This is a genomic window from Streptomyces sp. NPDC101132 (genome assembly GCF_044759225.1).
Lineage (GTDB): Bacteria > Actinomycetota > Actinomycetes > Streptomycetales > Streptomycetaceae > Streptomyces.
Map to the genome: position 1 here is coordinate 147,663 of NZ_JBIVYX010000004.1, position 26,539 is coordinate 174,201.

Genomic DNA, 26,539 nt, shown 5'->3' on the forward strand with positions numbered 1-26,539 from the left:
GTACCGCGGTTGTTTACGCGGCTGTGCTGAACTGCTCCCGGGGCGGGGTTGGGCGGGGGTCCAACACCCCCCCCGGGGGGCCCGCCCCCCGCCCGGGGGGGGGGGGGCCCCGCGCCCCCCCCCCCCCCGCCGCGGAGGATCAGCTCTCCTCGCTGTCCACCCAGCTCATGAGCTTGCGCAGCTTCTTGCCGGTGGTCTCCAGCAGGTGCTCGGAGTCGGCGTCCTTGTACTCGTTGTACTTCTTCAGACCGCCGTGGTACTCCTCCATCCAGGTCTTGGCGAAGGTGCCGTCCTGGATCTCGGCGAGAACCTTCTTCATCTCGGCCTTGGTGGCGTCGGTGATCACGCGCGGACCGGTGATGTAGTCGCCCCACTCGGCGGTCTCGGAGACCGACCAGCGCATCTTCTCCAGGCCGCCCTCGTACATGAGGTCCACGATCAGCTTCAGCTCGTGGAGGCACTCGAAGTACGCGATCTCCGGCTGGTAGCCGGCCTCGGTCAGGACCTCGAAGCCGGCCTTGACGAGCGCGGAGGCGCCACCACAGAGGACGGCCTGCTCACCGAACAGGTCGGTCTCGGTCTCCTCGGTGAAGGTGGTCTTGATGACGCCGGCGCGGGTGCCGCCGATGCCGGCCGCGTACGACAGGGCCAGGGCGAAGGCGCTGCCCGTGAAGTCCTGCTCGACGGCGGCGATGCACGGAACGCCGCGGCCCTCCTCGTACTGGCGGCGGACCAGGTGGCCCGGGCCCTTCGGGGCGACCAGGGCGACGTCGACGTTGGCCGGGGGCTTGATGAAGCCGTAGCGGACGTTGAAGCCGTGGCCGAAGAAGAGCGCGTCGCCCTCCTTCAGGTTGTCCTTGATGGACTCCTCGTAGACCTGGGCCTGGATCGGGTCCGGGGTGAGGATCATGATGACGTCGGCCTCGGCCGCGGCCTCGGCGACGGAGACCACGCGGAGACCCTGCTCCTCCGCCTTGGCCTTGGACTTGGAGCCTTCCTGCAGGCCCACGCGCACGTCGACGCCGGAGTCGCGCAGCGACAGCGCGTGGGCGTGGCCCTGGCTGCCGTAGCCGATGACCGCGACCTTGCGGCCCTGGATGATGGACAGGTCGGCGTCGGACTCGTAGAACAGCTCGGCCACTGGAAAATCTCCTTGGTCTTGGTGCGTTGCGTCCCACCGTACGGCGGGGAGGGAAGTACGGGTCTACCGGTCTCGGTATACGGGCTCGGGGGGCCGGGCGCCCGTCAGGGCACCCGGCGAGCCGCGGGTTCGGCGCTCGCGGTGGGGCGCGCGGGGATCAGGCGCTGCGGTCGAGGGCCCGCAGGCTGCGGTCCGTGATGGACCGTCCGCCACGCCCTATGGCGATCGTGCCGGACTGGACGAGCTCCTTGATGCCGAAGGGCTCCAGCATCTTGAGCATGGCCTCCAGCTTGTCGGCGCCGCCCGTGGCCTCGATGGTGACGGCCTCCGGGGAGACGTCGACCGTCTTGGCGCGGAACAGCTGGACGATCTCGACGATCTGCGAGCGCGTCTCGTTGTCGGCGCGGACCTTCACCAGGACGAGTTCGCGCTGGATCGCGTTGGACGGCTCCAGCTCGACGATCTTGAGGACGTTGACCAGCTTGTTGAGCTGCTTGGTGACCTGCTCCAGCGGGAGGTCCTCGACGTTCACGACGATGGTGATGCGGGAGATGTCGGGGTGCTCGGTGACACCCACCGCGAGGGAGTCGATGTTGAAGCCGCGGCGGGAGAACAGGGCGGCGATCCGGGCCAGGATGCCGGGCGTGTTCTCGACCAGGACGGAGAGCGTGTGCTTGGACATGTGAGTCGTTCTCTCTTTCGCTCTTCGCTCAGTCGTCTTCGTTGTCGCCGAAGTCGGGACGGACGCCCCGGGCGGCCATGACCTCGTCGTTGGAGGTGCCGGCGGCGACCATCGGCCAGACCATGGCGTCCTCGTGGACGATGAAGTCGATGACGACCGTACGGTCGTTGATCGCGTTGGCCTCGGCGATGACCTTGTCCAGGTCGGCCGGGTCCTCGCAGCGCAGGGCGACGCAGCCCATGGCCTCGGAGAGCTTGACGAAGTCCGGGACGCGGGTGCCCTTGCGGGGCGCGACGGACTCGCCCAGCTGGGAGCCGACCGTCTCGTGACCGGTCTCGTCCGCGTGCAGGACGGTGTTGGAGTACCGCTGGTTGTAGAACAGCGTCTGCCACTGGCGGACCATGCCCAGCGCACCGTTGTTGATGATCGCGACCTTGATCGGGATGTTGTTCAGCGCGCAGGTGACGAGCTCCTGGTTCGTCATCTGGAAGCAGCCGTCGCCGTCGATGGCCCAGACGGTGCGCTCCGGCTGGCCGACCTTGGCGCCCATCGCGGCCGGGACCGCGTAGCCCATGGTTCCGGCGCCGCCGGAGTTCAGCCAGGTGCGGGGCTCCTCGTAGTTGACGAAGTGCGAGGCCCACATCTGGTGCTGGCCGACGCCGGCCGCGTAGATCGTGCCCTTGGGCGCGAGCTGGCCGATGCGCTCGATGACCTGCTGCGGCGAGAGCATGCCGTCCTCGGGCAGGTCGTAGCCGAGCGGGTAGGTGTCGCGCCAGCGGTTGAGGTCGTTCCACCAGGCGGAGTAGTCGCCGGTGTGGCCCTCGGTGTGCTCCGCCTGGACGGCCTGGATCAGGTCGGCGATGACCTCGCGGGCGTCACCGACGATCGGGACGTCGACCGGCTTGTTCTTGCCGATCTCGGCCGGGTCGATGTCCGCGTGGATGACCTTGGCGAAGGGGGCGAAGCTGTCCAGCTTGCCGGTGACGCGGTCGTCGAAGCGGGTGCCCAGCGCGATCAGCAGGTCGGCCTTCTGGAGGGCGGTGACGGCGGTGACCGCGCCGTGCATGCCGGGCATGCCGACGTGCAGCGGGTGGGTGTCGGGGAAGGAGCCCAGCGCCATCAGCGTGGTGGTGACCGGGATGCCGGTCAGCTCGGCGAGGACCTTCAGCTCGGCGTTCGCGCCGGACTTCATGACGCCGCCGCCGACGTACAGGACCGGGCGCTTGGCCTGGACGATCAGCTTCGCGGCCTCGCGGATCTGCTTGGCGTGCGGCTTGGTGACCGGCCGGTAGCCGGGCAGGTCCTGCGACGGCGGCCAGCTGAAGGTGGTCTGCGCCTGGAGGGCGTCCTTGGCGATGTCGACCAGGACCGGGCCCGGACGGCCGGTGGAGGCGATGTGGAAGGCCTCGGCGATCGTCTTCGGGATGTCCTCGGCCTTGGTGACCAGGAAGTTGTGCTTGGTGATCGGCATCGTGATGCCGACGATGTCCGCCTCCTGGAAGGCGTCGGTGCCGATCGCCTTGGAGGAGACCTGGCCGGTGATCGCGACGAGCGGGACGGAGTCCATGTGCGCGTCGGCGATCGGGGTGACCAGGTTGGTCGCGCCCGGTCCGGAGGTCGCCATACAGACGCCGACCTTGCCGGTGGCCTGGGCGTACCCGGTGGCGGCGTGGCCCGCGCCCTGCTCGTGGCGGACCAGGATGTGACGGACCTTCTTGGAGTCCATCATCGGGTCGTACGCGGGGAGGATGGCGCCGCCCGGGATGCCGAAGACGGTGTCGCACCCCACCTCTTCGAGAGAACGGATGAGGGACTGCGCACCCGTGACGTGCTCGATCGCAGCGGTCTGCTGTCCTCCGGTACGGGCCCGCGGCTGCGGATGGTGGGCCCCGGTGGCCTGCTCGGTCATCGGCAATCTCTTCTCGAAGCTGAGGGTTTTTGCGAGGATTCGGGTTTTGCCAGTGCAACAAAAAACCCCTCGTGCCGGATGGCAAGCGAGGGGAGCGCGTCGGGTGCGTTGAGCGGGGACATCGTGGTCCCAGCTTCAGCCGACGCGCTTTCCAAGTACGAGAATTCGGGTGCGCATGGCACTGACCCTCCCTCCGCCGGGAGGGGGATGTCAAGTGGGTGGGATGGACGTCTCACTATTTGAGCCCCTATGGAGGCCTCCCGGGACGCCCCGCGTGCCGCCCGCCATGGCGGGAAGGGCGATCCCGCCGGGTACTGGGAACGTACCGCGGACCAGCGCCCTGCGCAGCCGGTATTCGTCCAGAGGCCCGGAGAAGGCCATTCCCTGGCCGTGGGTGCAGCCCATGGCGCGGAGGGCGAGGACCTGCTCGGGGAGGTCCACCCCGTCGGCCACGGACTGCATGCCCAAATCATTTGCGATGCGCAACAAACCAGCCGTGATCTTGTGCAATCTGGCCGATTCCACCACCCCCTCGACCAGCCCGCGGTCGAGTTTCAGCACGTCCACGGGGAGCCGGCGCAGGGCGCTGATGGCCGCGTAGCCGCTTCCGAAGCCGTCCAGGGCGATCCGTACGCCGAGCCGCCGCAGCGCCACCAGGCGGCGCTCCAGCTCGTCGAAGGGCACCCGGGGGTCGCTGTCCGCCAGCTCGATCACGAGAGCGCCCGAGGGCAGCCCGTGCCGGGTCAGCAGGGCCTCCACCGAGGCGGGGGACGCCCCGCCCGCACCCTGGTGCGGCACCCCCAGACCGAGGAGCCGCTGGGCGGACATCCGCACGGCCACCGGCACGTCGTGGCCGGCCTGATGGCGCTCGGCGGCCTGCACCACGGCCTCTTCGAGGAGCCAGTTGCCCAGTTCGGCCGTACGGGCGGCGGCGCCGCCGGCCAGTCCAGCGCCCTCGGCACCGGAGCGGTCCTCGGCGGCCTCGGTGACGCGCAGGAACTCGGCGGGGGTGAAGAGGATCCCCTGGGCGGACCGCCAGCGGGCCTGGGCGGCCACGGAGGTGATCTCGCCGCCCGCGAGGGAGACGACGGGCTGGTGGAGCAGCGCGAACTCGCCGTCGTCGAGGGCGGTGCGCAGGCGGCCGGCCAGCTCCGCCCGGCGGACCACCTCGGCCTGCATCTGGGGGGCGTACAGCTCGACGCGGTCCTTGCCGCCCGCCTTGGCGCGGTACATCGCCAGGTCGGCGTTGCGCATCAGGTCCGAGGGGGTGATGCCGGGGTCCGCGAAGGCGACGCCGATGCTGGCGGCGACCCGGACCTCGCTGCCGGCGATGAGGTACGGCTGGGACAGGGTGGTGCGCAGCCGGTCGGCGATCTCGTGGACGAGGTACTCGCGGGCCGAGCGGTCGCGGCTGCCGTCGCCCATGATCAGGGCGGCGAACTCGTCGCCGCCGAGGCGGGCCGCGGTGTCGCCCGCCCGGACCGAGTCCTGGAGCCGCCGGGCGGCCTCGACCAGGAGTTCGTCGCCCGCCTGGTGGCCGATGGAGTCGTTCACCGCCTTGAAGCCGTCGAGGTCGATGAAGAGCACGGCGGTGCTGTGGTCCCCGGAGCGGCGGCCGGTGAGGGCCTGGCGGACGCGCCGGGTGAACAGGGCGCGGTTGGGGAGGTCGGTGAGCGGGTCGTGCTCCGCGCTGTGCTGGAGCTGGGCCTGGAGGCGGACCCGCTCGGTCACGTCCCGGCTGTTGAAGATCAGACCGCCCTGGTGGCGGTTGACGGTGGACTCCACGTTGAGCCACTCGCCGCTGCCGGACTTGAACCGGCACTCGATGCGCGTGGTGGGCTCCTCGGCGGGCGGGGCGGCGAGGAAGCGGCGCACCTCGTGGACCACCCTGCCGAGGTCGTCGGGGTGGATCAGGCTGGACAGCTCGGTGCCGACCAGCTCCTCGGCGTCGCGGCCGTAGACGCCGGAGGCGGCGGGGCTGACGTACCGCAGTATCCCGGTGGGCGCGGCGATCATGATCACGTCGCTGGAGCCCTGGACGAGCGAGCGGAAGTGGTTCTCCTTCTGCGCCAGCTCCTGGGTCAGGGCGATGTTGTCGAGCAGCATGATGCCCTGGCGGACCACGAGGGCGAGGACGACCGTGCAGCCGGTGAAGACCACCACCCGGTCGACGCGGCGCCCGTCCACCACGTTGTACAGGATCCCCAGGGTGCAGACGGCTGCGGCGAGGTACGGCGTGAGGGCCGGCAGCGAGCCGGTGATCGGCCGGCTGTGCGGGCGGGGGGCGCCGCGCGGGTGGCCGCCCGGCTCGCCGTACGCCATCCTGCGGGCGCCCCACGGCGCGTACGCCAGCAGCAGCGAGCCGGCGAACCAGCCGGCGTCGAGCAGCTGGCCCGAGCGGTAGCTCTCGCGCAGCAGCGGAGAGGTGAACAGGGCGTCGCTCAGCACGGTCAGCGCGAGGGCCGCGACGGCGGTGTTGACCGCGGAGCGGTTGCTGGCCGACCGCCGGAAGTGCAGGACCAGCACCATCGAGACGAGGGCGATGTCCAGCAGGGGGTAGGCCAGCGAGAGGGCCGCGCGCGGGACGCTGCCGGCGCCCTCGGAGGTGGCGCTGCGCGCGGTGTGGGCGAGGGCCAGGCTCCACGAAAGGGTGAGCAGCGAGCCGCCGATGAGCCAGGAGTCGAGCGAGAGGCAGACCCAGCCGGCCCGGGTGACCGGGCGCTTGGCGAGGACCAGCAGGCCGACGATGGCCGGCGGCGCGAAGCAGAGGAAGCAGAAGTCGGCGAGGGACGGGCTGGGCACCTCCTCGCCCAGCACCACCTCGTACCAGCCCCAGACGGCGTTCCCGCACGCCGCCATGAGGGAGGAGAAGGCGAAGAGCAGCCACGCGGGCCGCTCCCGGCTGGGGTTGGAACGCGCGTAGCGGAAGCAGGACACCGCGGCGAGGAGGGCCGCGACGCTCAGTCCGAAGTCGCCCATGAAGAGGGCGACTTCCTCCGATCCCCAGCCGAAGGCGGCACCCACGGCGTACCCGGCGCAGACCGCCGCGAGGAGGAGCTGGGCGAGCAGGCCCTTCCCGCCGCCGGAGACCGGCGGCGGCTGGGTCAGGAGCGCCCCGGGGGCACTCACCGGGGCTCCGTCACCGGCGTGGCCGGTTTGCGTGCGCGCGGATCGCTTGTCCATTGGCCGTGCATCGCCCGTCGCCCCCCAAAGTGTCCGATCACTCCCCAGCGCCGTACGTTCTCGGCGCAGTCCCCTTGTTCCGGACGATACACCAGTTTCGTCACTCAGGGACATAGGTTCTCTACTCTCCGTTACCACCAGGGGAGTTACGGATAGCGGACGCACCCGGACGGGTGCGGAGCGTGCCCGGCCGGACTCACTCCGTGATCAGCACGGTGTTCTCCACGGGCTCCCCCGCGGCGAACCGGGTGAGCTGCGCGGCGAGCAGCCGCTTGGCGCGCGGCTCGAACGCCGAGGTGCTGCCGCCCACATGAGGCGTGATCAGGACATGGGGAGCATGCCAGAGCGGGTGGCCGGCGGGCAGCGGTTCCGGGTCGGTCACGTCGAGCGCGGCGCGCAGCCGGCCCGACTCCAGCTCCACCAGCAGCGCCTTGGTGTCCACGACCGGGCCGCGGGCGACGTTCACGAGCAGGGCGCCGTCCTTCATCCGGGAGAGGAAGCCGGCGCCCGCCAGGCCCCGGGTCTCGGGGGTCAGCGGCGTGGAGAGGATCACCACGTCGGCCGCCGGGAGCAGCTCCGGGAGGTCCGCCAGGGCGTGGACGGGACCACGCGGGCAGGTGCGGGCCGAACGGGCGACCCTCGTCACCCCGGCGCACTCGAACGGGGCCAGCCGGTCCTCGATCGCGGCGCCGATGGACCCGTACCCGACGATCAGCACCTGCTTGTCGGCCAGGGCCGGGTAGAAGCCGGCCCGCCACTCCTCGCGGTCCTGGCCGCGCACGAAGCCGGGGACGTCGCGCAGGGAGGCGAGGACCAGGGCGAGGGTCAGCTCGGCGGTGCTCGCCTCGTGCACGCCGCGCGCGTTGCACAGCCGTACGCCCGGGCGCAGGTGGTGCAGGCCGGGCTCCACGTGGTCTATCCCGGCGGACAGGGTCTGCACCACGCGGACCGCGGACATGGCGGGCAGGGGGCGGACGGCGACCTCGGAGCCCTTCATGTACGGCACCACGTAGTACGCGCAGTCGGCGGGGTCGGCGGGGAATTCGGGCCCGCCGTCCCAGAAGCGGTAGGCCAGGCCCTCGGGCAGGCCCTCGATCTCGTCGGGACGGAACGGCAGCCACACGTCGGTAGTCATGATCAGGAGGCTATGCGAACCGGCCACGGTCGCAGCGGTTAGTTTGGGATGGCTGCCGAGGGAGGGGTACGAGCGGGTGGAGCGCAGGACGATCGGGGCGCCCGGGCTCGCCGTGGGCGCGATCGGGCTCGGGTGCATGCCGATGAGCTGGGCGTACACGGAGTCGCGGCGGCACGGGGAGGGTTCGCTGCGCGCGGTGCACGCCGCCCTCGACGAGGGGGCGAACCTGCTCGACACCGCCGACATGTACGGGCCGTTCACCAACGAGCTGCTGCTGGGGCGGGTGTTGAAGGAGCGGCGGGCCGAGGCCTTCGTGTCGACCAAGTGCGGACTGCTGGTCGGCGACCAGCACATCGTGGCCAACGGGCGGCCGGGGTACGTCAAGCGGGCCTGCGACGCCTCGCTGCGGCGGCTCCAGACGGACGTGATCGACCTGTACCAGCTGCACCGGCCGGATCCCGAGGTGCCGGTGGAGGAGACCTGGGGGGCGCTGGCGGAGCTGGTGGGCGCCGGGAAGGTGCGGGCGCTGGGCTTCTGCGCGGTGGGGGCGCGGGCCACGGCCCCGCGGGCGACGGGTGTACGGGGGGCGGGTGCGCGGGCGGCGCGGGGGCCGGGGCGGCCGGGTGCCGGGGCGGCCCGTTACGAAGTGACGATTCGCCAGCTGGAGCGCGTCCAGCAGGTGTTCCCGGTCAGCGCGGTCGAGGCGGAGCTGTCGGTGTGGTCGCCCGAGGCGCTGGAGACGCTGCTGCCGTGGTGTGCCGCGCGCGGGGTGGGGTTCCTGGCGGCGATGCCGCTGGGCAGCGGTTTCCTGACCGGGACGCTGACCCCGGGGCAGGGCTTCGAGCGGGAGGACGTACGGGCCAGGCACCCGCGCTTCACCGCGGAGGCGATGGCGGCGAACCAGCCGCTGGTGGCCGGGCTGCGGCGGGTGGCGCTGCGGCACGGTCCCGAGGTGACCGCGGCGCAGGTGGCGCTGGCCTGGGTGCTGGCGCAGGGGCCGCACGTGGTGCCGGTGCCGGGGACCAAGCGAGAGCGCTGGGCGGTGGAGAACGCGCGGGCGGCACGGGTGCTGCTGACGGCGGCGGACCTGCGGGAGATCGCGGCGCTGCCGGGGGCCGTGGGGTCCTGGGACTGAGGTTCCGGGTTCCCGGACCGGGGGTTCGCGGGGCGGAGGCCCGGGGCCGGGATCACGCGGTCCGTGGGGAACTTCCGGAGTGGGCGCGGCGGTTGTGGAGGAGTGCACGGAGACGCGCGGTGCGGGAGCGACCCGTGCGAAGCGGCTGCCGTGGGCGCCGGACGTTGTCCATGATGGAGACGGGGCAGGCGCGTACCAGGGCGGGCGGAAGGAGCGGGTCATGCGCGGGAACGGCAGGGGCAGGGCGGGAGCGGTGGCGCTCGCGGTGTGCGGGGTGCTGCTGACGGGCGGCTGCTCGGGCGGCACGGGCCCGGCGGCCGGGCCCTCGCCGGGCGGGGGCTCCTCCCCCACGGCGGGCGGCGGCACCACGGCGCGGCCGTCCGGTGCGCCGGCCAAGGGCTCGGTGACGGTCGGGCGCGAGGTGGCCAAGGGGCTCGGGAGCCCGTGGGGCGTGGCCCCGCTGCCGGACGGCGACCTGCTGGTGGCCTCGCGGGACGAGGGGACGATCACCCGGGTCGACGGCGAGACCGGTGCGCTCACCGTGGTCGGCGAGGTGTCGGGCGTGGCTCCCGGCGGGGAGGGCGGGCTGCTCGGGCTGGCGCTGTCCCCCTCGTACGCCTCGGACCGCCTGGTCTACGCGTACTTCACCACCGAGTCGGACAACCGGATCGCCCGGATGATCTACGACGACCGCAAGCCGCGGGGGCAGCAGCTGGGCGCGCCCGACACGGTCCTGCGGGGCATCCCCAAGGGCATGATCCACAACGGCGGGCGGATCGCGTTCGGCCCGGACGGGATGCTGTACGCGGGGACGGGCGAGACGGGGAACACCGGCCTGGCCCAGGACAAGGAGTCCCTGGGCGGCAAGATCCTGCGGATGACCCCGGACGGCGACCCGGTGCACGGCAACCCCGAGGCGGACTCGGTGGTGTACTCGTACGGCCACCGGAACGTGCAGGGCCTGGCCTGGGACGCGGAGAAGCGGCTCTGGGCGGCGGAGTTCGGGCAGAACACGTACGACGAGCTGAACCTGATCGAGCCCGGGCAGAACTACGGCTGGCCGCTCGCCGAGGGCAGGGCCGGCAAGCCCGGGTACCGCGACCCGGTCGCGCAGTGGACCACGGACCAGGCCTCTCCCAGCGGGATCGCGTACGCCGGGGGCGCCATCTGGATGGCGGGGCTCCGCGGCGAGCGGCTCTGGCGCATCCCCCTGGACGGCACCCGCGCCGCGGCAGCGCCCCAGGCCTTCCTGACCGAGAAGTACGGCCGGCTGCGCACGGTGGTCGCCACCGGCCCGGACCGCCTGCTGCTCTCGACGAGCGAGACCGACGGCCGCGGCACCCCGGAGCAGGGCGACGACCGCATCGTGGAGCTCACGGTCCGCTGACGCCGGCCCGCGGGGCGGGGCTCCCGGGCAGGCGGTACGCCGGGCGGGGGGTCATCCCGCTGGACGAGCGGTCGCTGGACGCCCCTCAGGGCCCGGCGCCCCCGGGCGCCCCGCCGGGCGAGGGGCCCGGTTGTCCCTGCGTGCGAGGGCACCGGGGCGCCGCTCCGGGCGAGAGCCCCGGGCGCCGCTCCGGGCCGGGGTCCCGGCCCGGTCCGAGGGGTTCGGGCTAGCCGGCGGCTACCCCCTGCGCCGGGGTCTCGCGGGGGAAGAGGCGGAGGCGGTGGGCCAGGGCCGCGGCTTCGCCGCGGCCCGTGACGCCCAGCTTGCCGAGGATGTTCGAGACGTGGACGCTCGCGGTCTTCGGGGAGATGAACAGCTCCTCGGCGATCTGGCGGTTGCTGCGGCCGGCCGCGACCAGCCGCAGCACGTCCCGCTCCCGGCTGGTCAGGCCGAGGGCCCCGGCCGGGTCGACGGCGGGCTCCGGCGCGGCCGGCGGCTCGTCCTCGGTGAGCGCCAGCCGGGCCCGCTGGGCCAGCAGCGCCAGGTCCTCGCGCAGCCGCCGGGCGTTCAGGCCCTCGGCCGCCCCGTGGGCCGCGCGGAGCGCCGCCGCCGCCTCGCCGCGGTCGCCGCCCTCGGCCAGCAGGGCCTCAGCGCGCCGGTGCCGGGCCCGCGCGAGCAGGTACGGGCGGTCCAGCGGGCGCAGCGCCGCCTCCGCCTCGGCCCAGTCGGCGGGGGTGTCGCGGTCCTCGGCGCGCCGCAGCTCGGCCCGTACGTACGCCGCGTGGGCGGCCCACACCGGGGCCGCGGCGGCGAGGGTCCTGGCCTGGGTGCGGATCAGCTCCAGCGCCTCGGCCCGGCCGGCACCGGCGGCGGGCAGGCCCCGGGCGTCGGCCTCCGCCGAGGCGGCGGCCAGCAGCAGGGGCCAGGAGTAGCGCTGGTGACCGGGCGGCATGCCCTCGGCCACGGCGCGTACCAGCTCGGCCCGCACGTCGAGGATGCGTCCCTCGGCGGCCGCGACGCCGAGCGCGAGGCGGTACAGCGGGATGCGGTACTGGGGCTGCCGGTCGTGGCTGCCGAAGTGCTCGTGGGCGGCGGCCAGCTGTGCGGCGGCCTCGGCGAGTTCGCCGCGGGCCAGTGCCAGGTGGGCCAGCCGGGAGGCCGCCGATCCGCGCGGCTTGGCGCTCTGCGCGGAGCGCAGCGCCTGGCCGGCCGCCTCGGCCGCCTCCTCCCAGCGGCCCAGGCTGTAGAGGGAGTCGGCCAGGTTGCCCTGGACCCAGGCCTCGGAGTCCCGCAGCCGGTAGCGGCGGACCAGGTCGATGCCCCGCCGGGCCACCCCGACCGCCTCGGTCGACCGGCCCTGGCTCTCCAGCTGCGAGGACAGGTTGATGTGGGACCGTGCGGCCAGCACCGACAGCTCCAGCGCGGTGGCCCGCTCCAGGACCCGGTACATCTCCGCGATGCCCGCGGCGGGGTCGCCCGCGTCGGCGACGAGGGAGCCGAGGGTGAGGCGGGCGTTCAGCTCGACCTCCTCCGCGCCGACCAGCCGGGCCACCTCGACGGCGCGCTCGGCGGTCGCCAGGTTCTCGGGTCCCGGCTGGTGCAGCATGCCCCAGCCGGCCGCGAAGGCCAGGACCTCGGCGTGCACCTGGGAGGGCGGCATGCCGCGCACCAGCTCCTGGGCGGTGCCGAGTTCCTCCCAGCCGTCGCCGCGGGCCAGCCCGATGACCAGCTTGGAGCGCTCGGTCCAGAACCACGCCGCGCGCAGCGGGTCGTCCTCCTCCTCCAGCAGCCGCAGGGCCAGCTTGGTGATCTTCAGGGCGCGCTCGCGCTCGCCGCCGTACCGGGCCGCGACCACGGCCTCGGCCAGCAGGTCGAGGCGGCGCAGCGGGGTGGTGGCCGGGTCGCAGCCGCACGGCGGGTAGACCTCGGTGTAGTCCGCCGGGCGGAGCGCCCCGCGGACCTCGTCGGGGGCGCTGTCCCACAGGTCCATGGCCCGCTCCAGCAGCCGCAGCTGCTCGGAGTACGCGTGCCGGCGGCGGGCCGCCACGGAGGCCTCCAGCACGGCGGGCAGCGCCTTCGCCGGGTCGTGGGCGTAGTACCAGTAGCTGGCCAGCCGGATGACCCGCTCCTCCGCCCTGACCAGGGTGTCGTCGGCCTCCAGGGCCTCGGCGTAGCGGCGGTTGACCCGGGCGCGCTCGCCGGGCAGCAGGTCGTCGCTGACGGCCTCGCGGACCAGGGAGTGCCGGAAGCGGTAGCCGTCGCCGTCGGGGGTGGCGAGGAGGATGTTGGCGCCGACGGCCGCGCGGAGGGCGTCGATCAGCGCGTCCTCCGACATCCCGGACACCGCGAGGAGCAGCGGGTACTCGACCGTGGAGCCGCCCTCTGCGACCAGCCTGGCCACCCGCTGGGCGGCCTCGGGGAGCACCTCGACCCGGACCAGCAGCAGGTCGCGCAGGGACTCGGTCAGTCCGGTGCGGCAGCCGCTCTCGTCGCAGGCCACCAGTTCCTCGACGAAGAAGGCGTTGCCGTCGGAGCGCGCGAAGACCCGGTCGACGAAGGCCTCGTCCGGCTCGGAGGACAGGATCCCGGCGAGCTGGCGGCGCACTTCTGAGCGGGTGAAGCGGGAGAGCTCGAGCCGCCGGACGGTGCGGAGCCGGTCCAGTTCGGCGAGCAGGGGGCGCAGCGGGTGGCGGCGGTGCACGTCGTCGGCGCGGTAGGTGGCGGCGATCACGAGCCGGCCGCCGGCCAGGGTGCGGAAGAGGTAGGCGAGGAGGTGGCGGGTGGAGGTGTCCGCCCAGTGCAGGTCCTCCAGGACGAGGACGACGGTACGGTCCGCGGCGAGGCGTTCCAGGAGGCGGGCGGTGAGTTCGAAGAGGCGGGCGGTGCTCTCCTCGTCGTGCGGGCCGCGGGGGGTCTCGCCGAGTTCGGGCAGGATCCGGGCGAGCTCGTCCTCCTGTCCGGCGGCGGCCGCGGCGAGCTCCTCGGGCAGCCGGCGGCGCAGGGCGCGCAGGGCGGTCGAGAAGGGGGCGAAGGGCAGTCCCTCCGCCCCTATCTCCACACAGCCGCCGACGGCGACGACGGCGTCGCGCCGGCCGGCCTCGGCTATGAACTCCTCGGTGAGGCGGGTCTTGCCGACGCCCGCCTCACCACCGATGAGCAGGGCCTGCGGCTCGCCGGTGGCGGCGCGGGCGAGTGCGTCGGTGAGCAGGGCCAGTTCGTCGGCCCGTCCGACGAACACCGGGCTGACGGATCTGGTTTCCACGTCGCCGAGCATCGCACAGTGATCCGTGCGCGCGGCAGTGGGTGGCGGCGGGGTTCTCATGCGGCGTCACCTGGGGTGCTGCGCCCGGTGCCGGCTAGGCGGCGCGGGTGAAGCGGTGGCGGGCGGCCTCGGCCTTGACGGCGGTGCGGGCGGCCTTGCCGCGGCCGGCCCTGCGGTACTCCTCGGCCTGCCGGACGCGGCGGTACTCCTCGGCCTCGCGGAGCAGTTCGGCGCGGCGGAGGCTGGCGATCTCGTACTCGAACATCTCGTTCTCCCCTGGAGGTTCTTCCTGGTCACGGCCCGTTCGTTCCGTGTGATCCAAGATTCGCCTCCCAGGGGGTGCCGCCACATCGGGCGACTGCCGCATCTGCCGGGGGCGGGGTGCCTTAGGCGGGTACGCCGGGTGCCCGCCCCGGCCTAAGCACCCGCCGGACAGGCCTTAGGGAGCCGTGGGCAGGGGGGCGAGGACGTCGAAGTACATGAGGACGGCGACCAGCAGGCCGAGCAGGCCCAGGCCCACGGCGCCCCAGGAGACGGCCCGGACCCAGGCGGGGAGGGTGCGGCCGGGCACGCCGAAGGCCGGGCGGAGGAGGACGGCCGTGCCGACCAGCAGCGCGAGGACCGCGAAGACGCCGTTGACCAGGGCGGTGAGGTGCCAGGCGTCGCCGTAGAGCGCGGAGATCTTCTCGGCGGTGGAGGCGGCGGTCTGGGACTCGATCTGGCCTATGAGGGTCTGGCGCTCGGCGGCGACGCGGGAGACCCAGGTGCCGGTCAGGGCGGAGACGCCGAGTCCGGCGGCGACGACGGCCGCGGCGCCGGCCCCGGCGCCGGTGTACGGGGCGTCGGCCTCCGCGTCCGGGTCGGCGGGCAGCAGCTCCTCGTCGGCGTCGCCGTCCTCGTCGAGGGCGTCGAGGAGGTCCGCGTCGGGCTTCTCGCCCACGACGGGGTCGGCGTCCTTCGGGCCGGGTCCCGCGGTCCCTGCGGGGGTGCCGTCCGCGGTGGGGTCGGTCGGGTCGGCGGGGGCGGTGGCCGCGTCGGCGTTCTTGGTGTCCATGGCGGGCACCGTAGGCGGGGATTCTGAGATCTTCCTGAGAGGGGGCCCGCGGTGTCCGGGCCGTGGCCCGGACCGGGCGCGGCGGGTCAGGCGCTGGGCTCGGGGCGGGGCAGGGGTTCGGGGCGGGGGCGGGCGACGGGGGCTTCGGCCGGCACCCCGGCCGGGGGCCACTCGCGGGCGAGGACGGACCAGACCTCCAGGTCGTGGCGGAAGCCCCGGTGCAGGTGGGCCTCGCGCAGCACGCCCTCGCGGGTCATGCCGAGGCGGCGGGCGACGGCGCTGCTGGGGGTGTTGTCCGCCGCGCAGACCCATTCGACCCGGTGCATGCCCCGGCCCAGGAAGGCCCAGTCGATCAGCGTCCGGCAGGCCTTGCTGACCAGCCCCCGCCCGGCGCCCGCGGGCTCCAGCCAGCAGCCGATCTCGCAGGTGCCGGTGGTGGTGTCGAAGGTCCGGTAGAGCACCCCGCCGACCAGCGTGCCGTCGAGCCAGATGCCGTACAGGCGGCCCTGGTCGGCCGCGGCCTTCTCGGCGAAGGAGCGCAGCAGGCTCCGCGCGCCGTCCAGGTCGGCGGCCCGGTCCGCGAAGCCGATGTACTGCCCGATGTACTCCCGGCCGCGGTCCACGTGGGCGAGGAACTCCTCGGCGTGCCAGACCTCCAGCGGCTTGAGCTGGGCGTCTTCGGCGAGCGGGATCGCGAACATGCGGGCTGGTCCTCGGGGTGGGCGGGTACGGACGGTGGAGCGGCCCGGCGGCGTGCGCACGTACCCGGCGTACGTACGCATCCGCGCGGCCGGCGCGGGTACGGGCGTCCGCCGCCCCCGGGGGCGGCGGGCCGCGGCGTACCGGCTAGCGGCCCGCGGGCGTCGTCACGGCGGAGTCCGCGTCCCCGGCGCCGTCGGCACCGTCGTCCGCGCTCTTCCGCTGCCCCGGCAGTGTCGCACGTGTGGCGCAGTCCGGGGGCTCGATGCTGATCTTCGGCAACCGGCGGTCCAGCCAGGCGGGCAGCCACCAGTTCGCCCCGCCCAGCATGTGCATCAGGGCGGGCACCAGCAGCGTGCGGAGCACGAAGGCGTCCAGGGCGACGGCGGCGGCCAGGGCGATGCCGAACATCGCGATCAGCCGGTCGCCGCTGAGGACGAAGGCGAGGAAGACGGAGATCATGATGACCGCCGCGGAGTTGATCACACGGCTGGTCTCGGCGAGGCCGACGCGTACGGCACGCCGGTTGTCTCCGGTCTCCAGCCACTCCTCGTACATCCGGCTGACCAGGAAGACCTGGTAGTCCATGGAGAGCCCGAAGAGCACCGAGACCATGATCACGGGCAGGAAGGGCTCGATGGGCCCGGCGCTGCCCAGCCCCATCAGCTCGCTGCCCCAGCCCCACTGGAAGATCGCGACGACGATGCCGAAGGAGGAGGCGACGGCGGCCACGTTCATGGCGGCGGCCTTGAGCGGGATGCCGATCGAGCGGAAGGCGAGCAGCAGCAGGAGGCAGCCGAGGGCGATGACCACGCCCACGAAGAGCGGCAGCTTGCCGACGATCACCTCGGCGAAGTCGTCGTAGCCGGCCGTGACGCCGCCGACGTGCACCTCCAGCGTGGTGCCCTGCTCGGCCCAGGGGATCACGTCGTCGCGCAGCCGGTCGACGAGCGCGCTGGTGGCCTTCGACTGCGGCGAGGAGTCGGGCATGACGGTGAGCACGGCGGTGTCGCCGCTGCGGTTGAAGACGGCGGGGCCGGCGGAGGCAACGCCCTCGGTGGCGCGTACGTGGTCGCCGAGCATGTGCAGGGCGATGCGGTCGCCCGCGTTGTCCATGTGGGCGACGAGCGTCAGGGGGCCGTTGACGCCGGGCCCGAAGCCCTCGGCCAGCAGGTCGTAGGCCTGGCGGGTGCTGGAGGCGGCGGGGTTGTTGCCCTGGTCGGAGGTGCCCAGGTGGAGCGAGAGGGTGGGCAGCGCGAGGACGGCCATGACCACGGCCGCGACGGCGCCCAGCAGCTTGGGGTGGCGCTCGACGAAGGCCGACCAGCGGGCGGCGAAGCCCGTGGTGGTCTCGGGCTGGGGGCCGTGCTCGGCGAGCCTGCGGCGCTCGCGGCCGGAGAGGGCGCGCATGCCGATGTACGAGAGCAGGGCGGGCAGCAGGGTCACGGAGGCCGCGACGGTGAGCACCACGGTGAGGGAGGCGGCGATCGCGACGCCGTTGAGGAAGTTCAGGCGCAGGATCAGCATGCCGAGCAGGGCGATGCAGACCGTGGCGCCGGCGAAGACGACGGCCCGGCCGGTGGTGGCGACCGCGTTGCGGGCCGCCTCCTCGACGGGCAGGCCGCGCTTGAGGCCCTTGCGGTGCCGGGTGACGATGAACAGCGCGTAGTCGATGCCCACGCCGAGGCCGATCAGGGTGCCCAGCATGGGCGCGAAGTCCGCGACCGGCATCAGGTGGCCGAGCAGCGTGATCCCGGAGTAGGCGGTGCCGACGCTCACCAGGGCGGTGGCGATCGGGAGCGTGCTGGCGGCGAGGGAGCCGAAGGCCAGGAACAGCACGACGCCGGCCACGACCACGCCGATGACCTCGGCGAGGTGGGCGGTGGGCGCCTCGGTGAGCCCGACGGCGCGGCCGCCGAGTTCGATGCGTACGTCGTCGGTCTCGGCGGCCTTGGCGGTGTCGACCACGGCCTGGGCCTCGGACCGCGGCACGGCGTCGGCCGGCTGGTCGAAGGTGACGACGGCGTACGCGGTGCGGCCGTCGGCGCTGATCTGCGCGGCGCCCTCGAAGGAGTACGGGCTGGTGACGGAGCCGACGCCGGGCAGCTCGGCTATCTCGTCGAGGGTCTGGCTCATCCGCTGCTCGACGGAGGGGGTCCGGGCGGTCTGGGAGGGACCGGTGCGCCAGACGACGGTGTCGGTGTCACCGCCCTGGCCGTGGAAGCCCTTGCGGAGCAGGTCGGTGGCCTTGCCGGACTCGGTGCCCGGGACCTCGTAGTTGTTGGAGTAGGCGGAGCCCGCGAAGGCCGCCGCCGCGGTGGTGCCGCCGAGGGCGATGAGCCAGAGCAGGACGGCGATGAGGCGATGCCGCATGCACCACCGTGCGATTGCTGCCAACGGGCTCTCCTGGTGGTTCGGATCTTTACGGGAGGGGCCCGGCGCAAAGAACGGAACGAGTAGGTTTTCGACCTGCATCGCCACGATGTCAGCGTTTGGTGATCGTTGGCCCGTTTCGTGTGCATCGTCACAGCGGCCGACGGGGTTGGATGACCTTGGTCATGGGCAGTGTGCCCGACCTTCGGCGGCCCTCGGGGACCCTGGTCACCCGGGCGGGGGACGTCAGCGCCTGGTGTTGAGGAACCCCACGACGACCGAGCCCCACCAGCACAGCTGCGAGACGAGACCGGTGGCGCCGGCCCAGATCAGGACCCCGCGCCCGGGCGAGGCGAGCCGGCGGGTGAGGAGACCGGCCTGGAGGCCGTTGACGGTGAGCAGCGCGACCATCACGAGCTTGGCGCGGGTCAGCGGGGAGCCGAGGTCGGGGTGGAGCATGAAGCCGCTGGCGACGAGCCCGGCGAGGCCGGCCCAGATGGGGGCGTGCAGCCGGCCGATGACGGCGAGGGCCTCGTCGAGGGAGCAGCGGCCGAGCAGCCAGAGGCCGCCGTACCAGTCGGCGGCGAGCACGGCGCCGAAGCCGAGGACCAGGGAGGCCAGGTGGACGAAGAGGGCCGCCTCGTGCAGGACGGGGTCGGTGCGGACGTGGACCGAGAACCAGAGGCCCCCGGTGAGCACGACCAGGGCGGCGAGCGAGGCGGCGGCGACCGTCCACCACGAGTCGTGGAGGCGCGTGGGTCTGAGCCGGCCGGGAATGGTGCTGGCGGGTACGGCGGACACGGGCAACTCCCTGACGAACCTGAAAGACAGGTAAGGCTTACCTAAGACATAAGGACGGCGTCAAGGCGTGCCCGCAGAGCGGACGGAATCATTCCACCGTTGTTACCTGCGGGTTTCCGGATCAGGCACCGCATATCCGGGCACCGAGGGCCACCTGACGGTCAGCACCACGGAGTCCTCCTCCGCGTACCAGGAGTGATCCACGCCACGCCCCCAGACCACGTAGTCGCCCTGCTCGGCGAGGACCACGCTGCGGCCCGGCAGCTCCAGCCGGAACCGCCCGCTGATCAGCACCTGGAGCGCCACCCGCCCCTCGCCGCGGACCCACTGGGCCCGCTCCTCGCCCCGCGGGTGGACGCCCCACTTGATCTCGACGTCCTCGCTGTGCCGGACGTCGCCGGGGTCCTTGAAGTGGCCGAGCAGCCACCCGCGGTCGAGCGGGGCGTCCTTGCCGGCGTTCCCGACGTACACGTTCTCCGTGGCCTCGATGTCCATGGACCGGAGGCTAGGCCCTGTCTTTCGGATCAGGCCGGATCAGGGAGCGGGGTCTGGTGCGTGCGATCGCAAGGCGGAGGAGGGAGTCAACGCGGAGCGTTGGCGACCGACGACAACGCGGCGAGCGTGCGTGCCAGGCCCCGCGAGCCCGGCGTGATCCGAAAGACAGGGCCTAAACCGATTGCCGGGGCGGGCGGGCGGTGCTGAGGTGGGCCGCATGACTTTCGATCACGCACACGCCCTGGCCCTGTACGACGAGGAGATGCGGCGCGGCGCGCTCCCCGAGGGGCCCGACGGCCTCATCGAGCGGAGCGGGGCCGTCGTCCGCCACACCGGGCCCGTCCCCGGCTGGAACGGCGTGATCTGGTCGGACCTCGACGAGACCACCGCGGACGCGGTCATCGCGGAGCAGGTGGCGCACTACGCGGCCCGCGAGGGCGGCGCGGGCGTGGAGTGGGAGTGGAAGCTCTACGACTACGACCGCCCGGCCGACCTGGCCGACCGCCTGCTGGCGGCCGGCTTCGAGGCCGACGAGCCCGAGACGCTGATGCTGGCCCCGGTGGGCGCACTGCCCCTGGACGCGGAGCCGCCGGCGGGCGTACGGCTGGAGGCGGTCACCGACGAGGCCGGCGTGGAGCTGATGATGGAGGCCCTCGGGGCGGCCTTCGGCCGGGACAACCCCCAGGTCCGCCACCTGATGCTGACCCAGCTCCGGGAGCAGCCGGAGGTACTGGCCGCCGTGGTCGCCATGGCGGGCGACCGCCCGGTCAGCGCGGCCCGGCTGGAGCTGCTGCCCGGCGCGTCCTTCGGAGGCCTGTGGGGCGGCGGGACCGTCGCGGAGTGGCGCGGCAAGGGCATCTACCGGGCGCTGGTCGCCCACCGCGCCCGCATCGCCGCCGAGCGCGGGGTCCCGTACCTCCAGGTGGACGCGTCCCCGATGAGCCGGCCGATCCTGGAGCGGCTGGGCTTCACGCCGGCGGCCCGGATCGTGGCGTACAACTGGCACCCGGCGGGCGGAGCGGACGCCCGATGACCGCCGGAGCCGGCCCGGGCGGCGCGGACGAGCGGGCGGACTCCGGATCCGAGGCACCGGCCGAGCAGGCGGACTCCGGACCCGGGGCACCGGCCGAGCGGGCGGACTCCGGCACGGCGACACCGGCCGGGCGGGCGGAACCCGGCTCCGGGGCACCAGCCGGGCGGGCGGAACCCGGGTCCGAGGCACCGGCCGAGCAGGCGGAACCCGACTCCGGGGCGCCGGACGGGCGCGTCGCGCCGCCGCTCACCGGCGGGGAGCGCGAGACGCTGCGCGCCTTCCTCGACTACCACCGCGCCACCCTGGCGCTCAAGTGCGAGGGCCTCACCGACGAGCAGCTCCGGCAGCGCTCGATGCCGCCCTCGACCCTGACCCTGCTCGGCCTGGTCCGGCACATGGCGGAGGTGGAGCGCACCTGGTTCCGCCGGACCGTCAACGCCGAGGACCTCCCCCTGCGCTGGTCGCCGGACGGCGACTACCAGGCGGCGTACGACGCCACCGGCGCCACCCGCGCCGAGGCCTTCGCGGCCTGGCAGGAGGAGGTGGCCCACGCCCGCCGCATCGAGGCCGCGGCCGCCTCCCTGGACGTCACCGCCCACAACCGCAACTGGGACACGGAGGTCTCGCTGCGCCTGGTGATGCTCCACCTCATCCACGAGTACGCCCGCCACAACGGCCACGCGGACTTCCTGCGCGAGGGCATCGACGGGTCGGTGGGCGCGTAGCGGGCGGGCCGGGGCGGTGCGGCGGGGCCCGGTGGCGCGGGCGGTCAGGTGCGGGTGAGACGCATGGTCCAGTTCACCGCCCAGGTCTGCCCGCCGTCCGTCGAGAAGGACTGTTCCCAGTGGGCCGCGTCCCCGGTGATGCCGGACCAGACGAAGCGGACGCGGACCGGGCGGCCGTCGTAGGTGTCCTCGCCGTGGAAGAGGCCCACGCCGTCCGGTCCGAAGCTCCCCGTCACCGGCGGGAAGAGGGTGCCGGTGCGGCGGCTCGCCCAGTACAGGGACCACAGGCCGGTCTGCCGGTCGTACAGGCGCAGGGTGAGCCCGCCGGAGCCGAGGGTGGGGAACTCGATCTCGTCGAAGCTCGCGCCGCCGTCGAAGTGACGGGTGCCGCGGCTGGTGGCCGGGAACTCCTCCCACCCGCTCGCGGGGTCGAGGAAGTCCCTCAGGCGGCGGTTGACGACCCGCCAGTCCCCCGCGAGGAAGTCGAAGTCCGTGGGGGCCGGATCGGGCGTGGCGGCGGTCCGGGGCGCGGGGGTCCCGGGCGTGGTGGTCCCGGGCGCGGGGGTCCCGGGCGTGGTGGTCCCGGGCGCGGGGGTCTCGGGGGTCTCGGGCGTGGTGGTCCGGGGCGTGGTGGTCCTGGTCATGGGTGGACCGTAGGACCGCTCCCCTGACAGCCTGTGTCAGTGAAGTCCAGCCGCCTGCTCTCGATCATCCTGCTCCTCCAGACCCGCGGCCGGCTGACCGCCGACGAGCTCGCCGCCGAGCTGGAGGTCTCGCCCCGCACGGTCTACCGCGACATCGAGGCCCTGCACGCCGCGGGCGTCCCGCTGTACGGCGACCCCGGCCACCACGGCGGCTACCGGCTGCTCGACGGCTACCGCACCCGCCTCACCGGCCTCAACACCCCCGAGGCGCAGAGCCTGTTCCTCGCCGGGCTGCCGGGCGCGGCCTCCGCCCTCGGCCTGGGCGCGTCCCTCGCCTCCACCGAACTCAAGCTGCGCGCCGCGCTCCCGCCGGGACTGCGGGCCGAGGCCGACCGGATGCGCGCCCGCTTCCACCTGGACGCGCCGGGCTGGTACGCGGAGGACGACGACCTGCGCCACCTCCCGGAGGTCGCCGACGCCGTGTGGGCCGGCCGGACGCTGCGGGTGCGGTACCGGCGGTGGAAGGAGCCGACCGACGTGGACCGGGTGCTCGACCCGTACGGGCTGGTGCTGAAGGCGGGGCGCTGGTACCTGGTGGCGGCGCCGGGGCCGCGTACGTACCGGGTGGACCAGATCCTGTCGGTCACGGTCACCGGGGACGCCTTCGAGATCCCGGCCGGCTTCGACCTGGCGGCCCACTGGGGCGCCGCGCAGCGGGACTTCCACGCACGGCTGCGGCAGGGCGAGGCGACGGTGCGGCTCGCGCCGGGGGCGGCGGCGCGGCTGACGGGTACGGCGGCCAAGGCGGCCGCGGAGACCGGCGTACCGGAGGCCGACGGCTGGACCAGGGCGGTGCTGCCGACGGAGTCGCCGGAGCAGGCCCTGGCCGCGTTCCTCGCCCTGGGGCCGGCGGTGGAGGTGCTGGGCCCGCCGGAACTGCGGGCGGCGCTGCGGGAGGCGGCCCGCGCCACGGCGGCGCTGTACGAGGGGCCGGCGGCGGAGGCCGCGACCGCGGGGGCCCTGACCGCCAAGGCCCGTACGGCGCAGGCCGGTGCGGCGCAGGCCCGTACCGCCGGGACCCGTACGGCCGAGGCCCGTACCGCCCAGGCCGGTACCGCCCAGGCCCGTACGGCCCGGGCCGGTGCACCCCGGAACCCCGGACCTCAGGCCGCTCGCCAGTAACCCAGCGCGTTCACCCGCTGCTTCGGCAGGCCCAGCTCCTTGCGGACGAAGCCGGTGAGCGTGCGGGTGGTGGCCGCGTCGCAGGCGAGCCACACGTACGCCTGCTCGGGGTCCCCGACCAGCTCCGGCAGCTCCGCCCGCACCCGGTCGACCAGCGCGCTCCCGTCCCGCGGCACCCGGCGCAGTTCGTGCCGCCCGGCGTCCGCCCGTACCGGCAGCTCCTCGTCCGAGCCGTGCTGGGTCTCGAACCAGATCGTGGCCGGTACGTCCGCGTGCGCGTCGAGCAGCGAGTTGATGGCCGGCAGGGAGGCCGGGTCGCCGATGACCAGCAGCCGCGGGGGCGCGGGCGACGGGGTCGTGAAGCCGGTGCCCTGCACGGTGGCCTCGATGGTGTCGCCGGGCTCGGCCGCGCGCGCCCAGTCGCTCGCGACCCCGTCGTGCAGGGCGAACTCCAGGGAGAAGGTGCCGGCGGCGGGGTCGGGATCGACCAGGGTGTACGCGCGCTGGTGCGGCCGCCCGCCGTCCTGGAACCACAGCCGCACCCACATCGTGGGGTGCAGGGCCCCGCCGACGGCCGCGAGCAGCCCGCCGTCGCTCATCCGCACCCGGCGGTAGTGGTCCGTGACGTCCTCGGCCCCCGTCACCGTGAAGACGAAGTCCTTGCCGCGCAGCAGCTTGAGGACGACGTGCTCCCAGCCCTTGCCAACCCCCACCGTGGGTCCCTTCCCCTGGCTGCCGCCCCCACGGACGGCATGCTTACACTTAGGCCAGCCTAACCTAATGCACCCGGGGAGCAGTGTGAGTACCGAGGTCTACCGGGACGCCTGGGGCATCCCGCACCTTCGCGCGTCCGACACCCGTGAACTCGCCTTCGCCCAGGGGCGCGTGACCGCACACGACCGCGCCTGGCAGCTCGAAGTGGAGCGCCGCCGCGCCCAGGGCACCACCGCGGCCTTCCTCGGTGCGGAGGCCGTCGCCTGGGACCGGTTCGCCCGGCGCTCGCGCCTGGACGACACCGCCCGCCGCTGCTTCGAGGCCCTGGACCCGGAGACGGCCGCCTGGGTACGGGCGTACGTCGACGGCGTCAACACGGGCATGCCGCAGGGCGCCGCCCGCGACCCCCGCTTCGCGGAGACCGGGCTGCGCACCGAGTCGTGGGAGCCCTGGGTGCCGCTGGGCATCTGGCTGTCCACGCACATCCTGTTCGCCGGCTTCCCCACGAAGCTGTGGCGGGAACGGGTGGCCCGCGCGCTCGGCCCGGAGGCGACCACGCTCTTCGCCACCGACGGCCCCGGCACCTCGGGCAGCAACGGCTGGCTGGTGCCGGGCGACCGCACCACCACGGGCGCCGCGATCATCGCGGGCGACCCGCACCGCTTCATCGAGGACCCGGGCGTCTACCAGCAGATCCGCCTCTCCTGCCCGGAGTACGACGTCCTGGGCCTGGCGGTCCCCGGCGTCCCCGGCCTCGCCCACTTCGGCCACACGGGCACCGCCGCCTGGGCGATCACCAACGCCATGGCCGACTACCAGGACCTGTACCGCGAACGCCTGCGCCGGACCGGCAGCCTGGTGGAGGCGCTCGGCCCGGACGGCCGCTGGGAGTCCGTACAGCACCACACGGAGACCATCGAGGTCGCCGGCGCGGACCCGGTGACGGTGGAGGTCCTGGAAACGCCGCGGGGGCCGGTGGTCATCGGCGCGGACGAACCGGTGGAGGGCGTGACGGGGGCCGGCGTCGCGGAGCCCGGAAGCGAGGGGGCCGGGGGCACGGGAGGCACCGGAGGAACGGCAGGCACCGCAGACACCGCAGGCACCGAGGAGGCGGTGGCGCTCCGCTACCCGCCCCGCGTCCGCGACGACCTCGGCTTCGCCGCCCTCCCCGCCCTCCTCCGCGCCCGCACCGTCGCCGACATCGACCGGGCCTTCGACGGCTGGGCCGAACCCGTCAACGTCGTCCACGCGGCCGACACCGAGGGCGGCCTGCTGCACCGCGTCGCCGGAGCCGTCCCGCTCCGCCCCCGCGCCAACAGCCTGCGCCTCGTGCCGGCCTGGGAGCCGGAACACGTCTGGCAGGGCTGGGCGGAGACCCCGTCCGAGCCGGTCCAGGGCTTCGCGGTGATGGCCAACGCCCGCGGCATCGCGTCACCACTGGGCGTGGAGTTCGCTCCCCCGCACCGCGCGAACCGCATCCGCGACCTCCTCACCGGCTCGGCGGACTGGTCCGGCAAGGACATGGCGTCGATCCACACGGACACCCACCTGGCCTCGGCGGCCCCGCTGCTGGCGCTGACGAAGGAACTCACCGGCCTCTCACCGGAAGCCGAGGCCCTCCGCGACCGCCTCCTCACCTGGAACCACCACATGGCGGCGGACAGCAGCGAGGCGGCCCTCTTCGCATCGCTCCGCACGAACGTCATCCGCCGCATCGCCGCCGACCCGTCGCTGGCCGCCCTCTCGGCCCTCCCCACGGGCCCGGAGGTCTTCCACCCCTGGCTCTACCTGGTCCCCCGCGTCGGCTACGCCCTCGAAGGGATCCTGGCCACCGACCTCCTCCCGGACCTGGACCGCCCGGCCCACGTCCGCGCGGCCCTGGAAGAACTGGCGGCAACACCCCTGCCGGACACCACCTGGGGCGACGTCCACGTCCTCACCCCCTGGCAGGCCCTCCCCGACCCCGAGGCCACCTGGCCCGGCCTGGCCGGCGACCACGACTGCGTCCTGGCCACCTCCAGCGTCCCGGGCGTGACCGACCGCACCGCCCGCGGCCCGGCCGCCCGTTACGTCTGGGACCTCGCCCGCCGCGAGGACAGCCTCTGGGCCGTACCGCTGGGCGCCGACGGCGTCCCTGCCGGCCCCCACCACCGCGACCAACTGCCGCTCTGGGCACAGGGCGAGCTCGTACCGGTCGTCACCGACTGGACCCGTCTCACAAAGGAATCCGAATGACCTCCCCCACCACCCCCGCCGCCCCCACCAGACCCGCGGTCTTCACCCGGCACGTCGACGGCCTCGGCACGGTCACCGTCTCCCCTCTGGACCCGGCGGCCGACTCCCCCCTCGTCCACTCCTGGGTGACGCAGGAGCGGGCCCGCTTCTGGGGCATGCGCGAGGCGAGCCTCGAACTCGTCCGGGAGATCTACGAGGACGTCGACCGCCGCACCACCCACCACGCGTTCCTGGTCCGCCTGGACGGCACGCCGGCCGCGCTCTTCCAGACGTACGACCCGGCCGAGGACCGCATCAGCGAGTGCTACGAGGTCCAGCCGGGCGACATCGGCATCCACCTGATGCTGGCCCCCTCGGACGGCCCGGCCGTACCCGGCTACAGCGGCAAACTCCTGGGCGCCCTCACGGAGTTCACCCTCTCGGGCGGCAAGACCCGCATCGTCGGCGAACCGGACGCCTCGAACACCAAGGCCATCGCCCGCCTCCGGCGCACCGGCTTCGAACTGGGCCCGGAAGTCGAACTCCCGGAAATCGACCTCCCGGAGGTCTACCTCCCGGCGAAGCAGGCCCGCCTCTGCTTCCTCAACGCGCAGCGCTGACAAGGAGTGACGATCGCTGGCGGCCCATGTCCGGCCCAAGACGGCCGTCTGTCGCCGTGGGGCAGGAGCGCGTAGCGATCTGTGGCGGCTTGTGAAGGAGCACAGACGGCCCGGAGGCCGCTGAGACGGGCTGGGGGCCTACGGACGGGGA

21 protein-coding genes are annotated in these 26,539 nt (G+C 73.9%); 7 read left to right on the forward strand and 14 right to left on the reverse strand.

The annotated features are described in order from the left end of the window. Positions 1-139: 139 nt before the first annotated feature. From ilvC to ACIQUR_RS11200, 5 genes are all read right to left on the reverse strand, one after another. Positions 140-1,141 carry a ketol-acid reductoisomerase gene (gene ilvC, locus ACIQUR_RS11180; RefSeq protein WP_399948911.1) on the reverse strand — a complete coding sequence of 334 codons (1,002 nt, stop codon included), beginning with the start codon at positions 1,139-1,141 and terminating at the stop codon, positions 140-142. Positions 1,142-1,298: 157 nt separating this feature from the next. Beyond that, a complete protein-coding gene (gene ilvN, locus ACIQUR_RS11185; protein ID WP_399948909.1) occupies positions 1,299-1,823 on the reverse strand; it encodes an acetolactate synthase small subunit in 525 nt (174 codons plus the stop codon). Positions 1,824-1,851: 28 nt separating this feature from the next. Beyond that, entirely contained in the window at positions 1,852-3,732 is a 1,881-nt protein-coding gene (locus ACIQUR_RS11190; protein ID WP_403661809.1) for an acetolactate synthase large subunit, read from the reverse strand. A 210-nt stretch (positions 3,733-3,942) separates the two neighbouring features. After that, a complete protein-coding gene (locus tag ACIQUR_RS11195) occupies positions 3,943-6,861 on the reverse strand; it encodes a putative bifunctional diguanylate cyclase/phosphodiesterase (protein ID WP_403661812.1) in 2,919 nt (972 codons plus the stop codon). Between the two features lie 250 nt (positions 6,862-7,111). Beyond that, complete coding sequence (locus ACIQUR_RS11200) at positions 7,112-8,050, reverse strand: 2-hydroxyacid dehydrogenase (protein ID WP_403661814.1); 939 nt, start codon at positions 8,048-8,050, stop codon at positions 7,112-7,114. 76 nt (positions 8,051-8,126) lie between these two features. Here ACIQUR_RS11200 and ACIQUR_RS11205 point away from each other — a divergent pair, with 76 nt between their 5' ends. Further along, positions 8,127-9,185, forward strand: coding sequence for an aldo/keto reductase (locus tag ACIQUR_RS11205; RefSeq protein ID WP_403661816.1), 1,059 nt, complete (start codon positions 8,127-8,129; stop codon positions 9,183-9,185). A gap of 220 nt (positions 9,186-9,405) precedes the next feature. After that, a complete protein-coding gene (locus tag ACIQUR_RS11210) occupies positions 9,406-10,572 on the forward strand; it encodes a PQQ-dependent sugar dehydrogenase (protein WP_403661819.1) in 1,167 nt (388 codons plus the stop codon). A gap of 226 nt (positions 10,573-10,798) precedes the next feature. Here ACIQUR_RS11210 and ACIQUR_RS11215 read toward each other — a convergent pair whose 3' ends face one another. The 7 genes from ACIQUR_RS11215 to ACIQUR_RS11245 form a co-directional block, all read right to left on the reverse strand. Continuing rightward, positions 10,799-13,846, reverse strand: coding sequence for an ATP-binding protein (locus tag ACIQUR_RS11215; protein WP_403661822.1), 3,048 nt, complete (start codon positions 13,844-13,846; stop codon positions 10,799-10,801). An 82-nt stretch (positions 13,847-13,928) separates the two neighbouring features. Beyond that, the gene (locus ACIQUR_RS11220; protein ID WP_403661825.1) at positions 13,929-14,099 is read right to left on the reverse strand and encodes a hypothetical protein; all 171 of its coding nucleotides are present in this window, start codon (positions 14,097-14,099) and stop codon (positions 13,929-13,931) included. A 174-nt stretch (positions 14,100-14,273) separates the two neighbouring features. After that, entirely contained in the window at positions 14,274-14,888 is a 615-nt protein-coding gene (locus ACIQUR_RS11225; protein WP_403661828.1) for a hypothetical protein, read from the reverse strand. 86 nt (positions 14,889-14,974) lie between these two features. Beyond that, complete coding sequence (locus tag ACIQUR_RS11230) at positions 14,975-15,589, reverse strand: GNAT family N-acetyltransferase (RefSeq protein WP_403661831.1); 615 nt, start codon at positions 15,587-15,589, stop codon at positions 14,975-14,977. 145 nt (positions 15,590-15,734) lie between these two features. Then, positions 15,735-17,984, reverse strand: a complete 2,250-nt coding sequence (locus ACIQUR_RS11235; RefSeq protein WP_403661834.1) for an MMPL family transporter — start codon at positions 17,982-17,984, stop codon at positions 15,735-15,737. A gap of 222 nt (positions 17,985-18,206) precedes the next feature. Then, positions 18,207-18,761 (reverse strand): hypothetical protein, encoded by a 555-nt coding sequence (locus ACIQUR_RS11240; protein WP_403661837.1) that lies wholly within the window; start codon positions 18,759-18,761, stop codon positions 18,207-18,209. 102 nt (positions 18,762-18,863) lie between these two features. Beyond that, on the reverse strand, positions 18,864-19,256 hold the full coding sequence (locus ACIQUR_RS11245; protein ID WP_403661839.1) for a signal peptidase I: 393 nt from the start codon (positions 19,254-19,256) through the stop codon (positions 18,864-18,866). Positions 19,257-19,473: 217 nt separating this feature from the next. Between ACIQUR_RS11245 and ACIQUR_RS11250 the strand changes: the two genes are divergently transcribed. After that, positions 19,474-20,289, forward strand: a complete 816-nt coding sequence (locus tag ACIQUR_RS11250; protein WP_403661842.1) for a GNAT family N-acetyltransferase — start codon at positions 19,474-19,476, stop codon at positions 20,287-20,289. 269 nt (positions 20,290-20,558) lie between these two features. Next, on the forward strand, positions 20,559-21,014 hold the full coding sequence (locus ACIQUR_RS11255) for a DinB family protein (protein WP_403662666.1): 456 nt from the start codon (positions 20,559-20,561) through the stop codon (positions 21,012-21,014). Between the two features lie 44 nt (positions 21,015-21,058). Here ACIQUR_RS11255 and ACIQUR_RS11260 read toward each other — a convergent pair whose 3' ends face one another. Then, a complete protein-coding gene (locus tag ACIQUR_RS11260; protein WP_403661845.1) occupies positions 21,059-21,658 on the reverse strand; it encodes a hypothetical protein in 600 nt (199 codons plus the stop codon). A 39-nt stretch (positions 21,659-21,697) separates the two neighbouring features. On the opposite strand from ACIQUR_RS11260, the gene ACIQUR_RS11265 reads away from it, so the two are divergent. Next, positions 21,698-22,840 carry a helix-turn-helix transcriptional regulator gene (locus ACIQUR_RS11265; protein WP_403661848.1) on the forward strand — a complete coding sequence of 381 codons (1,143 nt, stop codon included), beginning with the start codon at positions 21,698-21,700 and terminating at the stop codon, positions 22,838-22,840. Here ACIQUR_RS11265 and ACIQUR_RS11270 read toward each other — a convergent pair. Next, positions 22,822-23,553, reverse strand: coding sequence for a siderophore-interacting protein (locus ACIQUR_RS11270; protein ID WP_403661851.1), 732 nt, complete (start codon positions 23,551-23,553; stop codon positions 22,822-22,824). The two genes, ACIQUR_RS11265 and ACIQUR_RS11270, sit on opposite strands and share 19 nt — an antisense overlap. Before the next feature lie 85 nt (positions 23,554-23,638). Between ACIQUR_RS11270 and ACIQUR_RS11275 the strand changes: the two genes are divergently transcribed. Next, complete coding sequence (locus ACIQUR_RS11275) at positions 23,639-25,789, forward strand: penicillin acylase family protein (RefSeq protein ID WP_403661854.1); 2,151 nt, start codon at positions 23,639-23,641, stop codon at positions 25,787-25,789. Then, positions 25,786-26,388, forward strand: coding sequence for a GNAT family N-acetyltransferase (locus tag ACIQUR_RS11280; protein WP_403661857.1), 603 nt, complete (start codon positions 25,786-25,788; stop codon positions 26,386-26,388). The genes ACIQUR_RS11275 and ACIQUR_RS11280 overlap by 4 nt, the downstream gene beginning before the upstream one ends. The last annotated feature ends 151 nt before the right edge of the window (positions 26,389-26,539 follow it).

Excerpts from the sequence above, each read along its gene's own strand:
- ilvN (WP_399948909.1), bottom strand. The coding sequence starts at position 1,823 with ATGTCCAAGCACACGCTCTCCGTCCTGGTCGAGAACACGCCCGGCATC.
- ACIQUR_RS11190 (WP_403661809.1), bottom strand. The coding sequence starts at position 3,732 with ATGACCGAGCAGGCCACCGGGGCCCACCATCCGCAGCCGCGGGCCCGT.
- ACIQUR_RS11200 (WP_403661814.1), bottom strand. The coding sequence starts at position 8,050 with ATGACTACCGACGTGTGGCTGCCGTTCCGTCCCGACGAGATCGAGGGC.
- ACIQUR_RS11210 (WP_403661819.1), top strand. The coding sequence starts at position 9,406 with ATGCGCGGGAACGGCAGGGGCAGGGCGGGAGCGGTGGCGCTCGCGGTG.
- ACIQUR_RS11215 (WP_403661822.1), bottom strand. The coding sequence starts at position 13,846 with ATGCTCGGCGACGTGGAAACCAGATCCGTCAGCCCGGTGTTCGTCGGA.
- ACIQUR_RS11220 (WP_403661825.1), bottom strand. The coding sequence starts at position 14,099 with ATGTTCGAGTACGAGATCGCCAGCCTCCGCCGCGCCGAACTGCTCCGC.
- ACIQUR_RS11225 (WP_403661828.1), bottom strand. The coding sequence starts at position 14,888 with ATGGACACCAAGAACGCCGACGCGGCCACCGCCCCCGCCGACCCGACC.
- ACIQUR_RS11230 (WP_403661831.1), bottom strand. The coding sequence starts at position 15,589 with ATGTTCGCGATCCCGCTCGCCGAAGACGCCCAGCTCAAGCCGCTGGAG.
- ACIQUR_RS11245 (WP_403661839.1), bottom strand. The coding sequence starts at position 19,256 with ATGGACATCGAGGCCACGGAGAACGTGTACGTCGGGAACGCCGGCAAG.
- ACIQUR_RS11250 (WP_403661842.1), top strand. The coding sequence starts at position 19,474 with ATGACTTTCGATCACGCACACGCCCTGGCCCTGTACGACGAGGAGATG.
- ACIQUR_RS11260 (WP_403661845.1), bottom strand. The coding sequence starts at position 21,658 with ATGACCAGGACCACCACGCCCCGGACCACCACGCCCGAGACCCCCGAG.
- ACIQUR_RS11280 (WP_403661857.1), top strand. The coding sequence starts at position 25,786 with ATGACCTCCCCCACCACCCCCGCCGCCCCCACCAGACCCGCGGTCTTC.